Annotated in this window: 18 protein-coding genes and 3 pseudogenes; 9 read left to right on the forward strand and 12 right to left on the reverse strand. The window is 56.0% G+C overall.

From position 1 onward, the window contains the following. Both DWA01_RS23545 and DWA01_RS09590 read right to left on the reverse strand, forming a co-directional pair. A partial coding sequence (locus DWA01_RS23545; protein ID WP_473206061.1) for a transposase occupies window positions 1-121 on the reverse strand: 121 nt, incomplete at its 3' end. A gap of 78 nt (window positions 122-199) precedes the next feature. Further along, window positions 200-733 (reverse strand): annotated as a pseudogene (locus tag DWA01_RS09590) (IS110 family RNA-guided transposase); the annotation flags it as partial. Between the two features lie 450 nt (window positions 734-1183). Between DWA01_RS09590 and DWA01_RS09595 the strand changes: the two are divergent. Then, window positions 1184-1462, forward strand: coding sequence for a glycine cleavage T C-terminal barrel domain-containing protein (locus DWA01_RS09595; protein WP_235008501.1), 279 nt, complete (start codon window positions 1184-1186; stop codon window positions 1460-1462). Window positions 1463-1639: 177 nt separating this feature from the next. On the opposite strand, the gene DWA01_RS09600 is transcribed toward DWA01_RS09595, so the two are convergent. The 4 genes from DWA01_RS09600 to DWA01_RS09615 all read right to left on the reverse strand — a co-directional run bounded on the left by DWA01_RS09600 (window position 1640) and on the right by DWA01_RS09615 (window position 4873). Then, a complete protein-coding gene (locus DWA01_RS09600) occupies window positions 1640-2410 on the reverse strand; it encodes an SDR family oxidoreductase (RefSeq protein WP_114285630.1) in 771 nt (256 codons plus the stop codon). Further along, complete coding sequence (locus tag DWA01_RS09605; protein ID WP_114285631.1) at window positions 2410-3333, reverse strand: dihydrodipicolinate synthase family protein; 924 nt, start codon at window positions 3331-3333, stop codon at window positions 2410-2412. Before DWA01_RS09605 ends, DWA01_RS09600 begins: the two co-directional genes overlap by 1 nt. Window positions 3334-3343: 10 nt before the next feature. Next, window positions 3344-4003, reverse strand: a complete 660-nt coding sequence (locus DWA01_RS09610) for an aspartate/glutamate racemase family protein (protein WP_114285632.1) — start codon at window positions 4001-4003, stop codon at window positions 3344-3346. Between the two features lie 213 nt (window positions 4004-4216). After that, window positions 4217-4873, reverse strand: coding sequence for a GntR family transcriptional regulator (locus tag DWA01_RS09615; protein ID WP_114285633.1), 657 nt, complete (start codon window positions 4871-4873; stop codon window positions 4217-4219). A 146-nt stretch (window positions 4874-5019) separates the two neighbouring features. Here DWA01_RS09615 and hydA point away from each other — a divergent pair, with 146 nt between their 5' ends. Both hydA and DWA01_RS09625 read left to right on the forward strand, forming a co-directional pair. Continuing rightward, entirely contained in the window at window positions 5020-6411 is a 1392-nt protein-coding gene (gene hydA / locus DWA01_RS09620) for a dihydropyrimidinase (protein WP_114285634.1), read from the forward strand. A gap of 198 nt (window positions 6412-6609) precedes the next feature. Then, window positions 6610-6873, forward strand: coding sequence for a transposase (locus DWA01_RS09625; RefSeq protein ID WP_114285635.1), 264 nt, complete (start codon window positions 6610-6612; stop codon window positions 6871-6873). A 297-nt stretch (window positions 6874-7170) separates the two neighbouring features. On the opposite strand, the pseudogene DWA01_RS09630 reads toward DWA01_RS09625, so the two are convergent. Together DWA01_RS09630 and DWA01_RS24020 are read right to left on the reverse strand one after the other, a co-directional pair. Continuing rightward, a pseudogene (locus DWA01_RS09630) lies at window positions 7171-8303 on the reverse strand (IS3 family transposase). After that, the gene (locus tag DWA01_RS24020; protein WP_419186991.1) at window positions 8203-8556 is read right to left on the reverse strand and encodes a DUF6538 domain-containing protein; all 354 of its coding nucleotides are present in this window, start codon (window positions 8554-8556) and stop codon (window positions 8203-8205) included. Before DWA01_RS24020 ends, DWA01_RS09630 begins: the two are co-directional and overlap by 101 nt. A gap of 576 nt (window positions 8557-9132) precedes the next feature. On the opposite strand from DWA01_RS24020, the gene DWA01_RS09635 reads away from it, so the two are divergent. Together DWA01_RS09635 and DWA01_RS09640 are read left to right on the forward strand one after the other, a co-directional pair. Next, a complete protein-coding gene (locus tag DWA01_RS09635; RefSeq protein ID WP_114285636.1) occupies window positions 9133-9942 on the forward strand; it encodes an RNA polymerase sigma factor in 810 nt (269 codons plus the stop codon). Window positions 9943-10140: 198 nt separating this feature from the next. Continuing rightward, a complete protein-coding gene (locus DWA01_RS09640) occupies window positions 10141-10536 on the forward strand; it encodes a YybH family protein (RefSeq protein WP_160116000.1) in 396 nt (131 codons plus the stop codon). 524 nt (window positions 10537-11060) lie between these two features. Here DWA01_RS09640 and DWA01_RS09650 read toward each other — a convergent pair. Together DWA01_RS09650 and DWA01_RS09655 are read right to left on the reverse strand one after the other, a co-directional pair. After that, a complete protein-coding gene (locus tag DWA01_RS09650; protein ID WP_114285639.1) occupies window positions 11061-11420 on the reverse strand; it encodes a thermonuclease family protein in 360 nt (119 codons plus the stop codon). Window positions 11421-12112: 692 nt separating this feature from the next. Next, complete coding sequence (locus DWA01_RS09655) at window positions 12113-13033, reverse strand: LysR substrate-binding domain-containing protein (RefSeq protein WP_200832540.1); 921 nt, start codon at window positions 13031-13033, stop codon at window positions 12113-12115. 123 nt (window positions 13034-13156) lie between these two features. On the opposite strand from DWA01_RS09655, the gene DWA01_RS09660 reads away from it, so the two are divergent. From DWA01_RS09660 to DWA01_RS09675, 4 genes are all read left to right on the forward strand, one after another. Then, complete coding sequence (locus tag DWA01_RS09660) at window positions 13157-14251, forward strand: ABC transporter substrate-binding protein (RefSeq protein WP_114285640.1); 1095 nt, start codon at window positions 13157-13159, stop codon at window positions 14249-14251. Window positions 14252-14372: 121 nt separating this feature from the next. Beyond that, on the forward strand, window positions 14373-15479 hold the full coding sequence (locus DWA01_RS09665; RefSeq protein WP_114285641.1) for an ABC transporter ATP-binding protein: 1107 nt from the start codon (window positions 14373-14375) through the stop codon (window positions 15477-15479). Then, window positions 15476-17287, forward strand: a complete 1812-nt coding sequence (locus DWA01_RS09670) for an ABC transporter permease subunit (RefSeq protein ID WP_114285642.1) — start codon at window positions 15476-15478, stop codon at window positions 17285-17287. Before DWA01_RS09665 ends, DWA01_RS09670 begins: the two co-directional genes overlap by 4 nt. A gap of 4 nt (window positions 17288-17291) precedes the next feature. Further along, window positions 17292-18569 carry an NAD(P)/FAD-dependent oxidoreductase gene (locus tag DWA01_RS09675; RefSeq protein WP_114285643.1) on the forward strand — a complete coding sequence of 426 codons (1278 nt, stop codon included), beginning with the start codon at window positions 17292-17294 and terminating at the stop codon, window positions 18567-18569. Window positions 18570-19191: 622 nt separating this feature from the next. Here the strand turns inward: DWA01_RS09675 and DWA01_RS09680 are convergent. Together DWA01_RS09680 and DWA01_RS09690 are read right to left on the reverse strand one after the other, a co-directional pair. After that, window positions 19192-19404 (reverse strand): annotated as a pseudogene (locus DWA01_RS09680) (transposase); the annotation flags it as partial. Window positions 19405-19795: 391 nt separating this feature from the next. After that, on the reverse strand, window positions 19796-21898 hold the full coding sequence (locus tag DWA01_RS09690; RefSeq protein ID WP_114285644.1) for an AIPR family protein: 2103 nt from the start codon (window positions 21896-21898) through the stop codon (window positions 19796-19798). Window positions 21899-21900: the final 2 nt, after the last annotated feature.

Here is a 21900-nt window from a genome sequence, read left to right on the forward strand (position 1 = left end):
CATGTGGGCCAGACATCAGGTCGTCGTTCTGGTGTTGTTGAACCCACTTGTTCAGGGTCGAAACGCCACCCCCCAAATCCGACGCAATCCGGGGTCGCGTCAGGCCGCTGGTCGTTGCAATGCGAACCGCGTCACGCTGGAATTATTCGCTGTATCTTGGTGCCATTTCTTGTCTCCTTCATTGCGAATATCGCTCGAAAGAGACCGGAACTAAATCGGGACAAGACCATTCACCGTCGAGCAAGCCCTGTGCATAGCTGATTGCGCGGGCGAGCCCCCGTGCAATGGAAACCCCGAACTCCGCCAATAAGCTGCGCAGCATGTTGATCAGCCAGGTGCGTTGCCGGACAATGAGATCGCGGGCGCGGTGCAAGGACAAGGCTGCCTGCTGTTCAACTGATGTGATCTCGACAAAGCGCATCGTCGGGCGTGTGACGGCCTCACAAATCGCTTCAGCGTCCACCGCATCTGACTTGCTACGCTTCACATAGGGTTTGACATACATCGGTGGTATGACCCGGACCTCATGGCCCAGCTTCGTCAGCTCACGTGCCCAATGATGGCTGGTGCCGCAGGCCTCAATTCCAACAAGACATGGGTCCATACGCTCAAAGAATGCCAAAACTTGCGCACGTCTCAGTGATCGGTTAACTGCGACGTCACCCGCTTCTGTAATCCCGTGAACCTGAAAGATGTTCTTGGCCAAATCCAGGCCGACTGTTGTAACTTGCATTGGGTGGCTCCTCTCACAAGCAGTTCCTGACACCTGCATTATGGCGCATTGCGACGCTGGTTGGAGCGGCAGCTATCCACCCCACCTGCAAACCGCCCTTCGCGCCGAAACGTGCCTGGTGCAGCAATCGGACCACTGCCCTCTGATCTAACTGTCAAGAACGGCCCACACCGGCCGTTCGACCTCCCTTGCGATGCTGCGGCGCGGCTCGTCAAACAAGCCATTCGTGCGGCGCGCAGCATTCTTACGCCGTAAATTGCCACCGTACCAAAACCTTGCACCCATAATGGCGGCGTTAGCGACCTTTGCAGCCGTTTGTCATAGCGGCGGTGGCGTCGCCAAAGGAGCTAAGAGCTTTGTAAGTTTTCGTCCATGGAAACCCTCTCCAAACGCAATGCAAACGCATCTCCCGGAGACTTAGGTCCGTCGACTTGGAAAGGCGTGAAGAAAATGCTGGCCGGGTTCACCGTGGAGGATCCTGGAATTATCCTGCTGGGCCGGGAAACGATTTACCGCAACGGCGAACGTGTTGGCTGGCTGAGCTCCGGAGGATTTGGTTATACCGTCAGAAAGTCAATCGGTTATGGTTATGTGCGTCGCAGCGATGGTGTCGATCGCGCTTATGTCACCTCGGGTGAATATGAGCTTGAAGTCGCCAATACACGTGTGCCCTGCGCCGTGCATATGGCGCCGCTGGTTGACCCGAAAATGCAGCGGGTGAAATCATGATATGATGTCGCGGGATGATCTGCTGCGAACAGCCTTAAGACTGCTTCACGATTCGCGGCATCAGCCGCGGCGTGTTTGACGGAGGCGCCACAGCAATTCGGGTGATCATCAATACCTGCTAAACAAACGCCCCGTCAGCTGGCAAGCTGACGGGGCGCCTGGAATTATTCAGCATTCTCAGACTGAGCGGATTGCGCCGCCGTCAATACGGATCCGCGAGCCTGTGACATAAGAGGCGCGGGCTGAAGCCAGAAAGACCACAACATCAGCGAACTCTTCGGGCTTGCCATAACGGCCGGCGGGGATCGATGCTGCGGATTTACGCGCAACTTCATCCACATCGGTGCTGGTGCGTTTGGCCGCTGCCGCGTCCAGTTCGTCCACCCGCTGGGTGTGGATCCGGCCGGGCATGACCACGTTCACTGTCACGCCATCCGCTGCAACTTCGCTGGCCAGCGTTTTGGACCAGCCGACGACGGCCGCGCGGATGCCATTGGACAGCGCCAGGTTCGGGATCGGCTGCTCAACACCGGAAGAAGCGACCGAGATGATCCGGCCCCAACCCTGCTTTTGCATCGCAGGCAAAAGTCTGCCGCTGAGATGAAACAAGTTGGCGGCCATGGCTTCAAAATGCCGGGTCCAGTCGCTGCGCCCTGCCGCTTGCGCGGTGCCGGGGGGGGGGCCGCCACCATTGTTAACAACGATGTCGACGCCGCCGTCTGCCAGCAGCATGTCGGCCACGCGATCCACAGCCTCCACATCACTCAGATCAAGCTGCACCGGATACACGTTGTCCATGCCCTGGGCCCAGTCGCTGATTTTGTCGACACTGCGCGCGGCGGCGTAGACTTCAACGCCCTCAGCGGCCAGGCCTTTGGCGATCGCCATACCAAGGCCACGGCTGCTGCCGAGCACCAGGGCGCGTTTTCCTTTAAGTTCCAGATCCATCAGTTTAACTCCTTCAGTCGTTTTTCCTGCCGCTCAATTAAGCGGTCAACTTCTCCACGCGCGGTGGCGGACAGCGCCGCACCCGGACGCCGCAATGCTGCGCTGGCGATAATGCCACGCCGGGCCAGGGTGTATTTACGGATGCTCAGACCCAGGCCTGGCTGTTGTTCAAAGCGGGCCAGTGGCAGATAGGCGTCAAACAGATCGCGGGCACGATCCATGTCGCCCTTTGCATGCTGCTCCACCACACTGACCATCATTTCGGGATAGGCAAAACCGGTCATTGCACCATCGGCGCCGCGCTCCATCTCTTCGGGCAGATACAGGCCGCCATTGCCGCACAGGATCGAGATCCGGCGCTCAAGCATACCTTCTGCGCGCAGAGCAGAGACCTTTTCAAGCCCGGGCCAGTCTTCGTGCTTCAGGCACACGCAGCTTGCAATGCTGTTGACTATTTTAGCAATGACACCGGGCGCCATCTGCACCCCGGTGGCCAGCGGGAAATCCTGCAACACAAAGGGCGCATCGCCAATGACTTCAGACACCTGGCTGTAATAGTTGAAAATCTGATCGTCAGTGCGCAACGCGCCGGGCGGCGCGATCATCACGCCGGAAGCCCCGTCATCCATCACCATTTTGCTCAGCGTTTCCACCTGGGCGAACCCCGGCGCAGAAACACCGGCGACAACAGGAACGCGCCCGTTCACCCGCGTCAGAATCCGGCGCACAACCGCGCGCGATTCTTCAACCGTCAGTTTCGGTGCCTCGCCCATCATGCCCAGAACGGTCAGGCCGGTGGCGCCAGCATCGAGGTAAAAATCGACCATGCGGTCGCAACTTTCCATATCAATGGCGCCGTCGTCATGAAACGGTGTCACCGCGATGACGTAAACGCCTTTTGCGGCTTCTGTCAGTCTGGTCATAGTCTTCTCCTCAGTATGTCTGTTGCAGGGCAACGCGGCCGATGGCCATGGCAGTGGCGGCCTGGCAAGGCTCAACCACCGGCAAGTTAAGATGGGCTTCCAGATCGGTGCGAAACGCGGTCATGCCAGCGCAGCCCAGAATGAGTACATCGGCACCATTCTGATCCCGAAGCGCCGCGCCCACGGTTTTAAGCCGTTCAAAAGTGCGGTCCTGGTCGGCCAGATCCGCCACTCCCAGTTCAAGCGGCATATCGCCAGCGAGCCGGTCCATCACCCCCATCGCGCCGAGATAGCGCATGTGACGCGGCACTGATTTGGACAGGATCGAGACGATGCCAAAGCGCTGGCCCAGGGTCATCGCGGTCAGAACCGCGCTCTCGGCAATGCCAAGCACCGGGTGGGCGGATTGCTCGCGCAGCGCCGCCAGACCGGGGTCAGAAAAACAGGCAACGACAAAAGCGCTGGCGCTGTCTTCCAACGCGCGGCAATGGGCCAGAAGCGGCGCGACAACCCCGTCCACATGGGCCTGGGATTCGATACCTGCGGGGCCTTCCGCCAGGGTGCGGGCCTGGATCGCAACCGGGCTCGCGGCGCGCATTGGATCGACGGCACGATCAATACCATCGGTCACCACCTGGCTGCTGTTTGGGTTCACAATATAGATAGTCATAGCGACCTCACTTTATTTGCCTCTGGACTGGACCGGCTGCGCAGATTGAGTCCGGCACCTCCAAAGAGGGCTTACAGAGAGTTGCGGCCGCCGGACGATTTGATCGCCCCAGTCAAGCTGCCCGCTCCTTGCCGGTGGCGCCATTGGTATACCTTGTGTATACCATGTCAACAGTACAGAGTGATGCCTTGATCAAAAACTTGTCTGCAACACTCAGAACGGCCGGTGGATATGGCCAATGATGGCTTCACGTGCATTGGTGATATGGGTACGCATCAGTTCTTCCGCCGCCTCCGGGCCATTGGCGATGATGGCATCAATAATCCGGATATGTTCCTGACAGCCGGGCTCAAAGCGGTCCGGAATCGAGCCCTGATCAAAAATACGCGTTTTCAGTTTGAGATTTTCGATCATCTCTTTCAGCAAGTGAGAGCCGGCGATACGTGCGATTGCAATGTGCAAATCGTCGTCCAACTGGGCATGGGTTTCGGCATCCGGGCGCGGTCCGTCAAGGAATTCAATGATCCGGCCGCGCAGGGCTGAAAGCTCCTCCACACCCTTATTTGACAGGGCCGCCTGACGCGCGGCTTCGCATTCAAGCAGGCGGCGCAGGTGCAGGATCTCCATGACATCAGTCAGGGAAATACTGTTCACCATGGTAACTCCACCACCGGAACGGGTCACCAGACCTTCGCTGACAAGCTGGCCAATTGCTTCGCGTACCGGGGTGCGTGACACGCCGAGCCGCTCGGCAAAGGTTTTTTCCTGCAACCGCGTCCCTGATGGCAGCGTGCCGTCAAGAATCATGTTGCGCAGCCGCTCATAAGCGGACTGCCCCAGCGAGCGTGCGACGTCATCAATCTGGTTCATAAATCTGTTTCCCGTCGGTTGAACTGCACCTGTTTCCCTGCCGTAACACGCCTGAAACCTGCCTGCCTCCATAAACTATATACACTCCGCACCTGAGTGTATACAGTCGGTATGGTGAAGTCGAAAATTCAATCAAGGAATGTAAAATGACACAGGTTGAGACAGATCTCGTCATCCGAGGCGGCACTGTCGTGACACCCGAGGGTGCACGTGAAGTCGATGTTGCAATTGGCGGCGGTAAGATTATCGCCATTGGCGCCGGCCTGCCCGCTGCACCCAACGAGATCAACGCCCATGGTCAATACGTGCTGCCCGGCGGCGTGGACACCCATTGCCATATCGAACAGATCTCGGGCGCAGGGCTGATGAATGCCGATACGTTTGAAAGCGCCACCCGCTCGGCGGCCTATGGCGGCACCACAACGGTGGTGTCTTTTGCCGCCCAGCACCCCGGCAAACGCATGCGCGACGTGGTGGCGGACTATGCCGTGCTGGCAGAAAAAGGCGCGATGATCGACTATGCCTTTCATATGATCGTGGCCGACATCAGCGGCGACAACCTGGCGCATGACATCCCCGATCTGATCGACCAGGGCCACCGCTCAATCAAGATTTTCACCACCTACGACAAGGTGCGCCAGGACGATCACGCCATTCTTGACGTGCTGGCCACCGCCAAAGCCAGAGGCGCGCTGGTGTGTTTTCACGCCGAAAATGACGGGCTGATCCGGCACATGACCGCGCGACTGTTGAACGCCGGCAAAACCGCGCCAAAATACCACGCCCTGTCCCACCCGCGTGAAGCCGAGATCGAAGCCATCGACCGGATGTGCCGCTTTGCTGAATTCACCGGCCAACCGATCATGATCTTTCACGTCTCCACCCGCGAAGGCGCAGAGGTGGTGCGCCAGGCCCGCGCGCGCGGCGTGCCGGTCCAGGCCGAGACCTGCCCGCATTATCTGCGCATGACCGTCGACATACTGGAACAGGATGACGCGGCCCGCTTCATGTGCTCGCCGCCCCAGCGCAGCACTGATGACCAGGAAGCCCTTTGGGAAGCGATTTCTGACGGCACCATTGAATTGGTCACCTCGGACCACGCGCCCTACCGGCTGGATGAGACCGGCAAATACGCTCATGGCAAAGACGCGCCTTTCAACAAGATCGCCAACGGGATGCCAGGCCTGGAAACACGGTTGGAACTGATGTTTGACGCTATGGTCAGCGAGGGTCGCCAGGGGGTTGAAAAGTTCGCAAATCTCACCGCCACAGCACCGGCGCGTGCCTTTGGCCTGACGGGAAAGGGGCAGATCGCAGTGGGGTTTGATGCAGATATCGCAATCTGGGACCCGGAACTCAGCCGCACTTATGGTGACAATGACCTGCACGACAATGTGGGCTACAACCCGTTTTGCGGCACTACAGTCAAAGGCCTGCCGGTCACAGTACTGTCCCGCGGACAGGTGCTTGTGGACGATGGCAGGTTTTTGGGCCAGGCAGGTCACGGCAAACACATCAGCATGTCTGTCGAACGCTGAGCGACATCTGCCAGCAGATGGCGCATGCCTGACCCGCGCGATGCGCACATATCGCGCGTTACCGAGCAAGCGGGTCAGACACGCACCAGATCTGGTCAGATTGAGGCAGTCGCTGCTTTTTATCGTCAGGCAGGGTGTGTTGCACGGACCCGTGTCCCCGATTAACTCTGGTGCTTTCCTTACCGCGAGCTGACGTCGATGCCCTACAAACTCAATGATGGCCGCCGCAACAAATTTCCCAAAGCACAGTATAGTGTTACGAACTGGTCAGATTACAATGAAGATCTACGGCGGCGCGGTGATTTGGCGGTGCGGATTGCGGATGACGTTGCCCAGAATTGGGCAGCGCAGCGCCGCAAGTCACCTAGAGCTCAGGCACGTTATTCGGATCTCGCAATTGAGATATGTATGACCTTGCGTGCCGTTTTTCGCTTAGCCCTTCGGCAGACGCAGGGCTTCTAATTTACCAACTACGAAAGTCTTGTGTGGATAGCTCCTGCATAGCAAGACATTTTGAGGTGATCTGCGCATTGGTCAGAAGCCGTCTTGTGTCCGGCCTGTTTACGCGGTTCTCGACCGCTGGCCCTCCCTCTCGGGACATTGCTGCGCAATGCCCTGCCGGGCAGTGGATGGGGTCCGCAAACCAAGTCCCTTTCTGCATTGCGGGCTTTGAGGCCCGGGACTTTCGACGGGGTGTCCTGGTTGTTACGGCTGACTGTTGTGGACCTGTCCCGCTTTCGTTCCGCCCCAAGTGCTCATTTAAGCGGCGATCTTTTCAAAAGCCAAGGGGCTTTTCCAGCTCAGTGCCGAGTGTCTGCGGCGGGGATTATAGAAGCCATTGATGTACTCGAAGATGGCGATTTCAACAGACCTGCGGGTTTGCCAAGAGTACCGCCAGATCAGTTCCGCTTTGATGGTTTTGAAGAAGGTTTCCATAGCGGCGTTATCATAACAATTTCCCTTGCCGCTCATGGAGACCTTGAAGCCATACTGGCGCAGGATTTTCTGGTAATCCTGCGAGCAATATTGGCTGCCCCTATCAGAATGATGGATGCATCCTTTGGGCGGCCTGCGCAGAGCAATCGCCATATTCAGCGCCCTGATTGGCAGACCCCTTTTCATTCGGTTGCTGACAGCCCAGCCAATGACGCGCCTCGAATAGAGGTCCAGAACCACGGCCAGATAGAGTCAGCCTTCGCGCGTCCAGACATAGCTGATATCAACCACCCATTTTCGATTGGGCCGATCTGCTGAGAAATTCCGCTTCAACAGGTTTGGTGCGATGTTGAAGCTGTGATTACTATCCGTCGTGACCTTGTATTTTTGGGTTCTGATGACGGATATTCCGTTCTGGCGCATCCGTTGCCCGGCAGGCGATTTGCAAAGCAAATCCGCCGAGAGTGGACGCCCTACGCGCCGGTGGCCGACATCCAAGCCAAGCTCTTTAAGCTCTTCGGTCATTCTCGGGCGGCCATAGCTTTGCAGGCTCAGGCGATGCTGTTCCCGGATATGGGCCAGAAAAACCAGATCTTTCCGCTGTCGCTGACTGGCAGGGCGCTTGCACCAGGCCCGATAGCCGCGAGGGGTGACATCCACAATCCGGCAAAGCCGCTTTGTTGGGATGGTATTGCGGTGCTTTTCAACAAATGCGAACCTCATTTGCTTTGGTCCGCAAAGAAGATTGTTGCTTTTTTTAACAGCTCCCTCTCCTCACGAAGAAGGCGGTTTTCCCGGCGAAGGCGTTCGTTTTCCTTGGCCAGTTCCTGATCCTCTTTCGAAACAACGTCCGCGTCACGATAGGTTCTGATCCACTTGCACAGGGTGGACATACCAACCCCAAGATCGGACGACGCTTGTCGGCGGGTCAGCCCGCTGGTCAATGCGATCCGCACTGCGTCGCGTTTGAATTCTTCGGATGGTCGTAGTGCCATGGTTTATCTCCTTTGGGGTAGAATATGCTCTCAAAGGGGCGGAACAATACCGTGGCAGGTCCACCATGTCTGTCGTGCCCGTACTCTTCCTGATCTGATTACGACCAGAAAAGTAGGACCTGAGGTCTTTAGGTACCGTGCAATTGACGTACCACTTCCCTTTAGTCAGAACCAACGTTGTGGGAGGAAACTCAACCATGCCGTATGTTCCCATATATGTTCCAATATATGCGCCAACACCTTAATACACTGGGATTAAATTGTAAATGGGGTGCTGGCGGAGGAGGTGTCCGCCTACGGGACTTCCAACAAGTACCTACAAGTTACGCAACTACTTGCTTTAGCAGTAATTATAGCCTTTTCCATTCCGATGACCTCCGGCAGGACCTGACTAATCCTCGCTCACATAGGGGGAAGGATTGGGGGAAGAGAAATTTGCGAACAAGGTTGCGCTTATGAAGCATCTCACTGCTGAATTAGTCAAAACAGTCAAATCCAAAGACAGCCTGCGCCACCTTCGAATTAAATATCCGATGCGGTGAAGGTTCGGTTAGAGCCCACTAGTGTCTTGGGCCGAAGCTGTGGCGACCTTTTACCGATGGAAGAAAAAGTATGCCGGGATGTGTTTAAGGCGAGAGCGTTTGGCTCATCGTTGGCGCCGGTTTTGGCGCTGGCTGCGCTCCCGTGCGCGGCGAAAACCGGCAGCACACGCAAGAAAATGCAAAAACCCTGTCACATAATGCCTGGCAGCGGCGTCTAACTTTGTAGAGTGATGTGAAAGGAGGCCTGGATGGCCGAAAAAATTGAAGACGAAGTTGCCCGTGCTCAGGGTGGCAGCCAGGCAGCGTTGACTGAAGTGGTGCGTCAGAGCCAGGACCGGATTTACCATCTGGCGCTGCGCATGCTGGCGGACCCGGTACAGGCTGAAGACGCGACCCAGGATATCCTGATCCTGCTGGTGACAAAACTGGGTTCGTTCAGGGGCGAGAGTTCTTTTCTGACCTGGAGTTACCGTGTCGCGGTCAACCATCTGCTGTCGGCGCAAAAAATCCGTGCCCGAGATCCGGGACTGAGTTTTGATCTGTTCGGCGCCGACCTGGCCGACGGGCTGGTGGATGAAGCAGCTGCCAGTGCTGAGGATGTGGTGCTGCTGAACGAGCTGCGGGTCGGCTGTACCATGGCGATGCTGCTCTGCCTCGATATGGCACATCGTTTGGCCTATGTGCTGGGGGATGTGCTGGAATTTGACCATCGCTCCGCGGCAGAAATTTCCTCGGTTCCGCCGGCTACTCATCGCCAGCGACTGGCGCGGGCGCGGGCGCAGGTGCAGGACTTTACCGCGCAGCATTGTGGTGTGGTCTCTGCCGGGGCGCGCTGTTCCTGTCCGCGCCGTTTGCCGGCGGCACAACGTGCGGGCCGGGTGGGCACAAAGGCGGTTCTGTCGCGCGACGCGCCGGGATATCAGCAGGTCCTGAACCAGGTTGCGGGTGTTGAAAAAGACCTGCGGGCGATGAAGGCGCAGCAGGCGATGGCAGCGTTTTCAAGCCCGCGGGATTTTGCCGCCCATCTGGAAGATATCCTGAGTCCAGGGCCTGTCTGACCTCCTGAATTTGCCAAAATGAAACGCAATGACGCGGCACCGGAGCGGGGCCGCGACCAAGGCCGCTTTGTCGGTTTTTTACCAATAGCAACCCGAAGGAAGAACGAAGATATGACTCTAAAAATATCAGTTATGGCAGGGGTTTATTCCCTGGCACTCAGCGCAGGCAGCCCAATTTTTGCACAGGAGAAGACGACAATGACAGCAGACGAAATGGCGGTTCTGACCGTGGTTGAAACAATGACAGAAGCGTTTCAGGCGGGGGATATCGCCGCCGTGATGGAGAGCTATGAGGCGCGCTCGCTGGTGATGTTTGAGCCGGGTGTTCCGGTCACCGACCGGGAGCAGATCATGCAGATGTTCACCGGGTTCTCGCAGGCAAAACCAGAATTCACCTATAGCGGCCATGAGGTGGTGGTGAACGGCGACACGGCGGTTCATATCGCGCCCTGGAGCATGGTGGCGACGGGGCCGGAGGGCGTTCAGATCAGCGACAGCGGCTTGTCGGTCGCGATTTTGAGGCGTCAGAGCGGTGGCGGCTGGAAAATGGTCATTGATAACCCGCACGGGGCACGGTTGCTGGCGGCGCAATAAGCGGGCCAAAAACGGATAAAAAAACGGCGGCCGGAACAGATCTGGGTCGCCGTTTCATGGACCTGTCGCGTTTTTGTGCCGCCCCGGTGCTCGTTTGAACGCACCTTGTGTTCGAAAGCGACGGGGCTTCTCCAGCCCAAAGCTGAATGGCGACGTCGCGGATAATAATACCCGTTTAGGGTCGGAGGAAAAATCGGAACGCTTCCCCGACACCCTGACAAAAGGGGACAAAAGCACCTCAATGGTCAAAACCGCCCACGTCTGTCTGGGTGTAGGGTGGGCGACTCGGAAAATATGTCAGCCCCAGAAATGGAGACAAAATCCGTTTGACGGTCCAGCAATCAAGACGCTTCCCAGTAACCATTTGAGCATCCTGCTCCAGCTGTTCAATTGCACCAAGGTCGAGGCGTCTTGGGACATGTTGTTCGACCACACTTAAAACTTACAGCGAGGCCTTCTGAAACAAGAATTGGACCTACATCCTGCCCATCAACCCGAAGGATTCCACAGCTCCGACCATAGTTTCACTTCGCAGTACCCTGAGTACCGGGAAGACAGGCGCACGCTACTTTTTCCACCTCCACCAGTGAAGCAGTCCTCACCAGCTCTTCTAAACGTCGAGTAGCTTTCTTTCCCAGGGCGAACTCCTGCTGACAAAGCGGCTTATACGTTTCAGGGGTATTGAAGCCGACAAGCCTTGTACCTTTTCTTTCCCCGTTCATTTTGATTGTGTCACCATCTGTGATTGAGAAACCACCGGATGCAGAACCAACAAACTCCGATATCGGGGACTTGGAACCGCTGTTGTCAAACTGAGCGACTGCAAGAACAAAGACTAAGGCAAGTGCCGTTATAAGCTTTATGTCCGTCTTTCGGATTCCCATTCTTCGTCTGGCACGGTTTGACGTTTTGCTTTGGTATCTGGGACGAGGGTTTCCACCACCCCTGGGAGGCGACCAATGGCTTGGTTTTCTGATCACACCTGAACTGGCTTGGGTCTGCCGCGTGAACGGAGCAATTATCTGCCTGAGTTTTCGGATTTGCTTAGGACTCAAATGAGCTCTCACACCGTCCCTACCAAGCCTTTTCCCCATATCCTCTAAGAATTTCACCTGCCAACGGTCTAAACTTCCGCTCGTCAAAGCAGAGGCTATTCCTGCCAGAAGCGAACTGATCTCCGTCGGAGTAAAAGCCATTCCAGGGCACCCAATGGTTCTAATTTCTAGAAGAAGAGTACAGAATTTCTATCGTCGATGTTAATGCTTCAAAACTAGCTGGATACGGATGTTCTTCGGTGGGGATTGGCTTGCACTTCGCACCTACGCAGAGGAGATTAATCATGACCGAGGCCAAGATAACGGAACCCGCCGCGATAAAAGCGCCATATTTTTGAGACAGCGGATCACCAGATTCTGGCCGAGATGCTAGGTTTCCGCCGGCCAATTGATTGTGTTGTAGATAGAAAAACCGTATGGCGCCGGGGAGTATGAACGCTCTGCCGACGGAAGAACCACCGAAACGGCTACCCACTTCTGGCCAATGGTACAACTAGTTCGCTAACAGCGGCATATTGTATTCAAACCATCTCAATGAAGCGCTTCACCTCCCGTTCAATCGTGTCACAAAAGGCCGCAGCGAGGCGTGACGGCGGGCGATGTGCCGGCGTCACGACGGCGATGTTGTAGGGAAGGCGCGGTCGGAACGGGCGGAAGGTAAGGACGCCTTCATGGCCTCGGTTGAGCCGGTAACTCGCGGCGCTGATCTGATCAATGAGGGCATAGCTGGCCCCCTGTTCAACAAAGGACAGCGCCGTGACAAAAACACTGGTTTCAAACCGCACCCTAAAACGCTTGCCCGCCTCGGCAAAAACCCGCTGCGCGTTCTGAGTGGTCAAGTGTTCCTTATACAATGCCGCCATTGGCGCGTTATCAAGGTCATCAGGTGTCAGCGCGGATTTTGCTGCAAGCGGATCATCTTTGCGCAAGGCACAAACGCATTCAAGCCCGATCGGTTGAATGTTGATAGACCCATGCTGGTCCGGCATTTCGGCGATCCCCACATCGTATTGCTGCGAAGCGATCCAATCACACACTTTGATCGAGGTCCGGGTCATCAGCAGCACATTCACCTGGGGCCGGTCTCTAACAAAATCTGCCACAATCCTTGGCAACAGAAACAACGAGGCCCCCGGCAACGAAGCGATTTTCAACTGACCCCGGTCAAGATCACCGATTTCGCGCATGGTTTGAGCTGTGCGGTCGATTCGATCGAGGATTTCCTGGGTTTCCTCAAAAAAGAAATGCGCCTCTGGCGTGGGGATCAGGCGACCCTTGCGCCGCTCAAACAGATCAAACCCCAGTTCGGTTTCAAGATTGGCCAGCATGGCACTCACCGAAGGTTGAGTTCGCCCCAACACACGGGATGCCGCGCTGACCGTGCCTGAGCGCATGATCTCGCGGAATGTCTGCAACTGGCGGATGGAAAGATTTGGTATCATGGCGTAACCATATTCAAAAAAACTATTGATCCAGTGATTTTTACAATTTGCGCCTATACTTTGTCCACCCTATCTTCGCAGAACCAAATAATAATGCAGCACGAAGTTTGACGGGGAACAAAAATGACAAACTCAAAATCACGCAATACCCGGCTTGGCGATGTATCGCGCCGGGCTTTTCTGGGCACATCAGTTGCTAGTGCCGCACTGCTTGCAACGCCCTTCATAAAGCCCTCCTGGGCAAGCGAACGCAAAATCACCGTTCGCGATCCGGGTGGCCCGTTCACCGCGGGTTTCGTACAGGCATATTACGAGCCGTTCAGGGCTGAAACCGGTATCGAAGTGATCGGAATTCAGGGTGAACACGAGCCGACCGGTATGATCAAGGCGATGATCGAAGCCGGGAACTACACTTGGGACGGCGCGCTGTTATCAAAATCATCGCACCAATCGCTGGTCAATTTGGGATATCTTGAGCCTATTGCACCGCAAGGTGGGCCCGGCCCGAACCTGAGCGAAGTGCCCGAAGATCTTCGAGGAGAGTTCATTCTTGGGAATGACGTTTACGCGACTCTGATAGCGTATCGCACTGATGTTCTGGGTGACAATGGCCCCAATAGTTGGGCCGACTTCTGGGACATCGACAAAGTTCCGGGTGCGCGGGCCATGCGCAAGCACCCGTTCGACACGATGGAACAGGCGCTTTTAGCCGACGGTGTTGCACCGGCTGATCTTTACCCGCTTGATTTCGATCGTGCCTTTGCCAGTCTGGACAAGATCAAGGATTCGATTGATATTTGGTGGACCGGGGGCGCACAAACCTCGCAATTGCTGAACGCCGGCGAGGTTGACTTGCTGCCGACATGGAATGGTCGCGCACAGGTCGCTGTTGACGAAGGTGCTCCGGTTAAACTGGTCTGGGACGGTGCACTCTACACCTATGAGGGCTGGACCATCCTCAAAGGCACACCTAACGCCGATCTGATGCGTGAATTCATCGAATTCGCGGCTCAGGGCAAGCAACAGGCGCTCTTTACGCCGCATGTCGCTTATGGTCCGACCAACCCGAGTGCGTTCGAATACATCGATCCCGAACGGGCCAAAGTGCTGCCGACCAACCCAGCGTATCTGCCCAAAATGGTTGCGGTCGACACCGATTTCTGGGGTGCACATAAGGATGAAGCCGCCGAGCGATTTGAAGCCTGGTTGCTGTCCTAGAACTCGTATCATTTAGGCTGTCAGGCGGGGGATATCCCCCGCCTATTCAGTTCGTTGAACTCGCGATGTCCGGGCGAGTGCAGTCAATTGTTATCTGGACGATGAAATTCGGGAGACCACCGTGTCAGGCGAAAATATCAAACTTAAAATCCGTTCTTTGAGAAAGACTTACGGGTCAGTTGTCGCGCTGGACTCGGCCGATATCGACTTACGTGACGGTGAATTTCTCACACTCCTGGGACCCTCCGGCTCGGGAAAAAGCACCTTACTATGGGCTGTCGCCGGGCTGAATGATCCTGACAGCGGGCAAATCTGGATTGACGGGCGCGAGGCAACCCATTTGCCGCCGTTTCAGCGCGAAATCGGCATGGTGTTCCAGAACTATGCGTTGTTCCCACATATGACCATCGGTCAGAATATTGGATTCCCGCTGGAAATGCGCAAAATGAACCGAATTGACCGCGAAAAGGCGGTGATGCGTGTCCTGGATATGGTCAAGCTTGGTCATGTCGCCGCTCGTTACCCACAGGAGCTATCCGGTGGCCAGCAACAGCGTATCGCGCTGGCACGCGCCTTTGTATACGAGCCGTCGATCATTCTGATGGACGAACCTCTGGGTGCGCTGGACAAAAAACTGCGCGACCATCTGCAACTTGAAATCAAGCATCTGCACGAACAACTGGGGGTGACCATCATGTATGTCACCCACGATCAGGAAGAAGCGATGGTCATGTCCGATCGCATCTGCCTGATGAACAACGCGCGAGTCGAACAGATTGGCACACCAGAAGATTTGTATTTCCGCCCCAGTACCGTATTTGCCGCAGATTTCCTTGGTGAATCCAATCTTGTGGACGGTGTCATCCGAGAAGCGAACGGCAACGGTAGCTCGGTTGAGATCGGCGGCGCTGGCCTCACCCGGGCGCTGCCCAATCCCAACCTCGGCGTCGGTGAAAGGGTCAAACTGATGACCCGCCCCGAAGCCATCGACGTGCTCGGCACCGGTGAGAGTCGACCCAACGAAGTCAGCGGCACCCTGCGCGAGGTCATCGTTGGCGGCGGCGCCACCAAACTGTTTGTCGAGCTGCAAGGGGGCGCCACCATGCGGGTAACGCAACTGACACGCGGTGCCGCTGAACGCCTCAGCCCAGGAGCTGAACTCAGGCTTGGCTGGGAACAACACGCCGCGGTTGTACTCAAACACGCCGAGCTGGAGAGCGAACTATGAATATCGCCACACAAGATGGGTCCCGCGCCCCGTCGCGCCTGTCGCGGCTGGTAACACGCCACGGCCGCATCGCCCCGGCATTGCTGTTTCTTGCGGTGTTCTTTGTTCTGCCGGTCTCAATGTTGTTCGGGCTAAGCTTTCTTGATTCCGATGGCACACTGACACTGGAGCACTACCAGCGCCTGTGGGACAAGCCAGTGTATATGAAAGTGCTGGGGATTACCCTGAAAACTGCAGCCTGGACCACGGCGCTTTGCATACTTGGCGGCTATCCGATTGCTTATCTGTTGGCCACGGTGGCCAAGACCACGCGGGCTCGGTTGACTATTCTGGTGCTGATGCCGTTCTGGACCAGCTTTCTGGTGCGCACATTTGCCTGGATCGTACTTCTGGGCCGCAAAGGAGCGGTCAACACTTTCCTGCTGGATATCGGCGTGATTGAACAGCCAATCAAAATGATCTTTAACTTTACCGGCGTGATGATCGGCATGAGCCACGCGCTGATGCCGCTGGCAGTCCTGACAATGTTGTCAGTGATGGAGGGAATCGACGCCAATCTGTCCAAGGCGGGCTCGACAATGGGGGCACGCGGCGGGCAAACATTCTGGCGTGTATATTTTCCATTGTCGGTTCCGGGGATCGCCGCTGGCGGGATGCTGGTCTTCATCACCTCGCTGGGCTTTTTTATTACACCTGCGCTGCTCGGCGGTGCGCGGGATTCGATGATCGTGCAGACCATCATTTTTCAGATCAAGGAGATCCTGAACTGGGGATTTGCCGGTGCCATTGGCGTCCTGCTGATGGTCGCAGTGCTGATCATCTTTTTCGTCTACGACAAACTTTTGGGCCTCTCAACGCTGTCCGGCGGCGAGGCAAAGCGTGCCACCAGCCTGTCTAAGAACCCGATCGGTTATGTCGGCGCGCAGGTTGGCGGGATGTTCACTCGCGGTATGGGTACGCTTTTCGAGTGGATCGGGTTGGCCATCGAACGCATCTTTCCGCGCCGTGCTGACAAGCGACACGCCGATAGCGGACGCATCGCGATCTGGGCGGTGGGTCTGCTGATGATGGCGTTTCTAGCCCTGCCAGCGCTATTTATCATCCCAGTATCCTTTACTGAAAGCGGGTTTCTTGGCTGGCCACCGCAAGGTTTCTCACTGAAATGGTATCAGGCGCTGGCGGACACACCAGTCTGGGCCAACGCAGCGCTGCGCTCATTTACGGTCGCAATACTGGCAAGCAGTCTGGGAATGCTGCTGGGTGTACCAGCAGCATTTATGCTGGCGCGAAGCTCGTTTTCTGGCAAAGGCGCGGTGTTTGCTTTCTTGGTGTCTCCGATCATCATCCCGAATATCTTTATCGCTGTCGGCCTGTTCTTTCTTTATGCAAAGATCGGGCTGGTCGGCACCACTATAGGCCTGATCCTTGGCCACACGGTGCTGGCGATCCCTTATGTGGTGATCACTGTCTTGGCGGTGGTGAAAGGCTATGACCAGAACCTGGACATGGCAGCATTTACTTTGGGCGCAAACCGCAAACAGACGCTTTTGCGGGTAACCTTGCCAATGATCCGTTCAGGCATGATTGCCGCCTTCATGTTCGCCTTCATCATCTCGTTTGACGAGTTGACCATTGCGCTGTTCGTCACCGGCGGCGAAGTGACAACACTGCCAAAACAGATGTGGGACGATGCCCTGTTACGGGTCAGCCCCGCGTTGGCAGCCGTCGCTACGCTGCTCTTGTTGTTTATGTCAGCTTTTATCCTAGTTTCGGAAATCATCAAGCGCCGCGCGGCGAAACGGAGCTAAGCAGATGGGCATGAACACAAAGTCGACACCTCGCAAAAATGGTGGAGCGGGTCACGCGGTGGTGGTTGGCGCAGGTATCATTGGCGCCGCAACGGCTCTCAACCTTCAGCGCCGGGGTTTTGACGTTACCATTGTTGACGCCCTGCCGCCGGGCGAAGGCGCCTCATTTGGCAACGCAGGCATCGCGGCACGCTGCGCCATCGTGCCGGTGCCGGTGCCGGGAATCCTGAAAAAGTTTCCGGCAATGTTGATGGACCCAATGGGGCCGTTGTCGATTGATTTCCTCCATGTGGCCCGCAATGCCAAGTGGTTCATTGACTATCTGCGCCATGGCCGGGCTTCCGAGGTCGAGCGGATCGCGGGCGAGCTGTTTAAGCTGACTGACGGCTCGATTGACGAGCATCTGGAATTGGCCCGCGATACAGGCGGCGAGCCTTGGGTGACCGAGCGCGACTATCTCTATATTTACCCCAAGCGAAGCGATTTTGAGGCAGAGGCCTTCGCCTGGGATATCCGCCGCCGCCACGGGATCGAGTATTTCGAAGTGGGCGCGGCGGAACTGCGTGAAATGGAGCCCGATTTGGCCCCCGGTTTCACTTTCGCCGTGCGGCTACCGCAACATGGTTTTGCGCTTGACCCTGCCAAATTGGTGAAAGGACTGGTGGAAACCTTCCAGAAACGCGGAGGGCGGCTTTTGCAGGCAAAAGCGCACGCATTCGAGATCGGCGCCGAGGGCGCACATGCCCTGATCACCGAGGCAGGCACAGTCCCTTTTGACCGGCTGGTAATTGCCGCAGGCGCATGGTCGGCGACGCTGGCCGGACAGCTTGGCACACGGATTCCGCTGATGAGCGAACGGGGCTATCATATCCAGTTCCCCAACCCTGGTATTCGCCAGAACCACCCAATGATGGTCACATCGGGAAAGTATGTCGCCACGCCTATGACAGGTGGGCTGCGCCTTGCCGGGATGGTCGAGTTCAAGCCGATGAATGCTCCGCCTGATCCGCGACTGACGGACCGGCTGAAACGCCACGCGCGCTTGCTGTTCCCAGCGGCTGAGCTCGACGATGCCGAGACCTGGATGGGCCATCGCCCGTCCTTGCCTGACAGCCTGCCAGTGATCGGCGCGGTGCCAGGCCATCCCAATGTCTTTTTGGCCTTCGGGCACCAGCATATCGGATTGAGTACCGGACCGCGCACGGGGCGTCTCGTTGCTCAGCTCGTCGCCGGAGAACAGATGAATGAAGACCTCACCGCATTCCGGGCCGACCGGTTTTGAATCGGCGCATGCGCATCGGGCGATACGTGCGCCAGGAGCGCCTGGAAGCGATGATAATTGCAGGCTCGGAACTCGAGGGCAACGAAAACAAGGATTAGAAAGCTGAAGGGTGCGAAATAGCTTGCATCCAGGCGGGCCTGCAATGTTGATTGGCTGAGTGAACGCGCGGCGGCACAGTATTTTGGTAATGATCGCAAGACACCGGTGCGCCTGATATGGCCCCGTTTTCTGGCATCATCGATGATAATCGTCAACAACGACAAACCCAAGACCAAGAAACAACTTTATATGGCACAACAGATTTCCACTTGGTCGCGGGCGCTCCCGCTTTGCCCGCTCTGTTAAAGGTGGAGCAATCTGTTCTGAGAGAGCTACCAATGGCAGCTTTCGAACGCTGCGATGTGGCAACTTGGACTCACGTGAAAGGCGGTTATGGACAGGAAGCACCAGTTGGACTGAACCGGGTGAAGGTCGGTAATGTCTGGCACACCGGCCGTTGGTGCTGGTTGCAGCGAATGGCGGCTCTCCGCCTTTCTCGTCGAAATGTGCTTGGTGCAGCAATCGGACCACTTCCCTCTACGATAACTGTCAAGAACGGCCCATTCCTTGCTTGCAACGCGCGCGATGTCATCCCGACGACCAGCAACTTGCGGAGGTACCTGTCGCCCATTTTCGTGATCTTTCCGAGCTTCTCTTTGCCACCGCTAGATTTGTTGAGCGGGGTCAAGCCCAGCCAGGCAGCAAGATCCCGGCCAGTTCTAAACTGGTGCCCGTCGCCAATTGTCGCGACCATGGCTGACGCTGTAATTGGTCCGACACCCGGTATACGCGTGAGGCGGCGGCAGTCTGCGTCAAGCAAGGCATGTTGACCGCGCGCCAGGCGTCTCCAAATGCCGGTAGCCCACCACTGTAACGTCGACAATCGAGCGCATGCCCAGCAGCGATGACGGCGGCGAATATTCTCACCGTTGGCATAGCAGACGCCGACATACCGGTCGTAGGTTCGTTCAGCTGTTAGCTCGCAATCGATACTTTTCCGGCTCAAGCAGCCGACCATCCACCGTCTAGCTATTTCGCCCTGAGCCGTTCCTAGTTCCAGTGCATCACACCTTGCAGACTCACGGGCGTGCCACTGACAACGACTGTGTCCGCGTCGCGGACTTGTTCCACCGTATCTTGCCTATCAAGTTGCTTCTGCTGTCAGAAACCTTCTTGCAGGCAGTTGATTAGAAAACGATGGCTTGTTCCTCTGACTGGAAGCCGTCGGCCCTCAACCGCCCCAAAACTTCCATGGCGATGACGCATTGTTTATCGGTGGGCATTTTAATCGGGATTGAGGCACACGTATCAAGAATTCCAGTCTCTTTGGGGGACAATTTCCGATGTTCCATCCCCCAAGACTTAGCTTCACGCCAAAAATTTGCACCGCACTCTAAAACGGACGTCTGCGCCTGAATACCAGCCGTCATTTCCATATCTTTTCGCGCGAATACTACTACAGTTTTTGCTTCTTCGGGATCAATCAAGCAACGCATGAAAGACGGTCTGTAGGTCAAGGATCGTTTTTTGAGAATTTCCCAACATGCCTGTTTCTTGGCCCACTCGCTCATGTTCCGAATGCCCTCGGGAGGGCTGGTGATAACGTCATGTGCCTCAGCTGCCGCTATGACAAGGGCGTCTTCCAACGCTTGAGGAACCGACTGTGCCCGCCAAACCGCATCCAGATCAACGTTTTTCTCCATTTCAGTGGCATCGTGCGAAATTTTTGCCATAGTATAAGTCACGATATTTGCCCGGTAGCCACCTTCATACCAAGGCTGTGTTGGTACCAACTTCTCAAGTGCCCGGAAAATAATGGATTTTGCAATTATACGTTTGAACCAAACCTCTCCAAATTGTATTTCGGATTTGGTCCACTTGGCGCCTACAGCCTTTGCAAATGCAGCGAAATTTTTCTGAGCGCCGAGGCTGACAATTTCTGGTTGGCCTGCCCATGAGTTCTCGAACTTTGCCAGATCCGTTTTGGTAAAAAACTGTTTACGCGGATATTCGAGATCAAATTTCTTGCGCTCTGCAACAGTTCTGCTGCCTCGTGCATCCGCATACTGACCGCGCGCGCGTTCATAGAACCATTTGCTTTCCCGATATGCGTCTGATCCGGCAGGCGCAAGAATACGCCTCGAAAACCCTTCCATGCGAATGTGGAACGGGTGGTTCGAGAAGAAATCGGCAGCATTTACTTTATTTTGACTGTTTGCGTATTCGGATATTTTCGGAACGGTTTCTTCAGCCTGATCAGGGGGAATGATGCTCAGTTTCATCTGCACAAATACTTCGTCTAGGAGGGCTTTCGGTTTGTTGGGTCGTTGCCTGCGTGCAGCATGAATCGACGCAGTGGTTTGCCCTCCATTCACGATCTGAAGGTTGCTCGCAGAAATTAGGACCGGGCCGGAAGTGGTTTCCCTGATTTCTATGGAATTGGCAGTCACTGTGATCCCGTTGTTGTAAGCGAAAAACATTTCCGGATGCTCTTCGAGTGTTTCACGAATTTTCTGGTTCACCTTGCCGCGTGCTTGCAGGAAACTTCGCACGTTGGCTTCCAACAGCCTGGTTCCCCATTTTTCGTATATTTCACCCAATTGCGTGCCCGGGATGACAGCAACATAGCTTTCTAATGCGGCATCGCCTCCTGAAGCTCGCAAAACCGGGATTGCTCCACCGAAGTCATTCTCAAAGTCAATCTCCAGATCTTCACGCGCCTGGCCCGACTCCACATATTTTTGGATGCGTTTGAGATCCCAGACAGTGTAGGTCACTGGTTTACTGTCGATGGTTCCGGCCGGTATCCCATCTACTTTCATCCGATTGTCTGCATTCGTCAGGATGATGATTTTTATTTTTGTGGTGCTGTTCCAAGTCGTTGCGATCAGATCGGCCAGGCCGAACCCGGCGCTTGTTTCTTCCATGCGTTCTCGAAACTCGGGTTGGCGTGCATGTTGTAGAAATTCGACAAGGCGATTGAAACGAGGTTTGATTTCCGCAGACTTAATTTGGCGGGGTTCGTCTGTCACGTCAAAGTCGCAAAGAACAAGGCTCAGGACGCCAGAAGCATCACGTGGGTCTCCTCCGTAACCATCTACTTGCATAGCGACACCCTTCGCGCCTCGACCCTCAAAATAAGCGCGGTCAGCGCCTTCGAGCTCGCCCGCCTCTGTAAGAATATCGCCCATCTTCTCGAAAAATGCTTCGACGATGATGAGACCCAGCGCGTCTGCATCGCCTTGGACATCCGCAATCAACTCTCTATGAAACTCTTTCAAATCGGACATTG

Source organism: Candidatus Halocynthiibacter alkanivorans (assembly GCF_003333265.1).
Lineage (GTDB): Bacteria > Pseudomonadota > Alphaproteobacteria > Rhodobacterales > Rhodobacteraceae > Halocyntiibacter_A > Halocyntiibacter_A alkanivorans.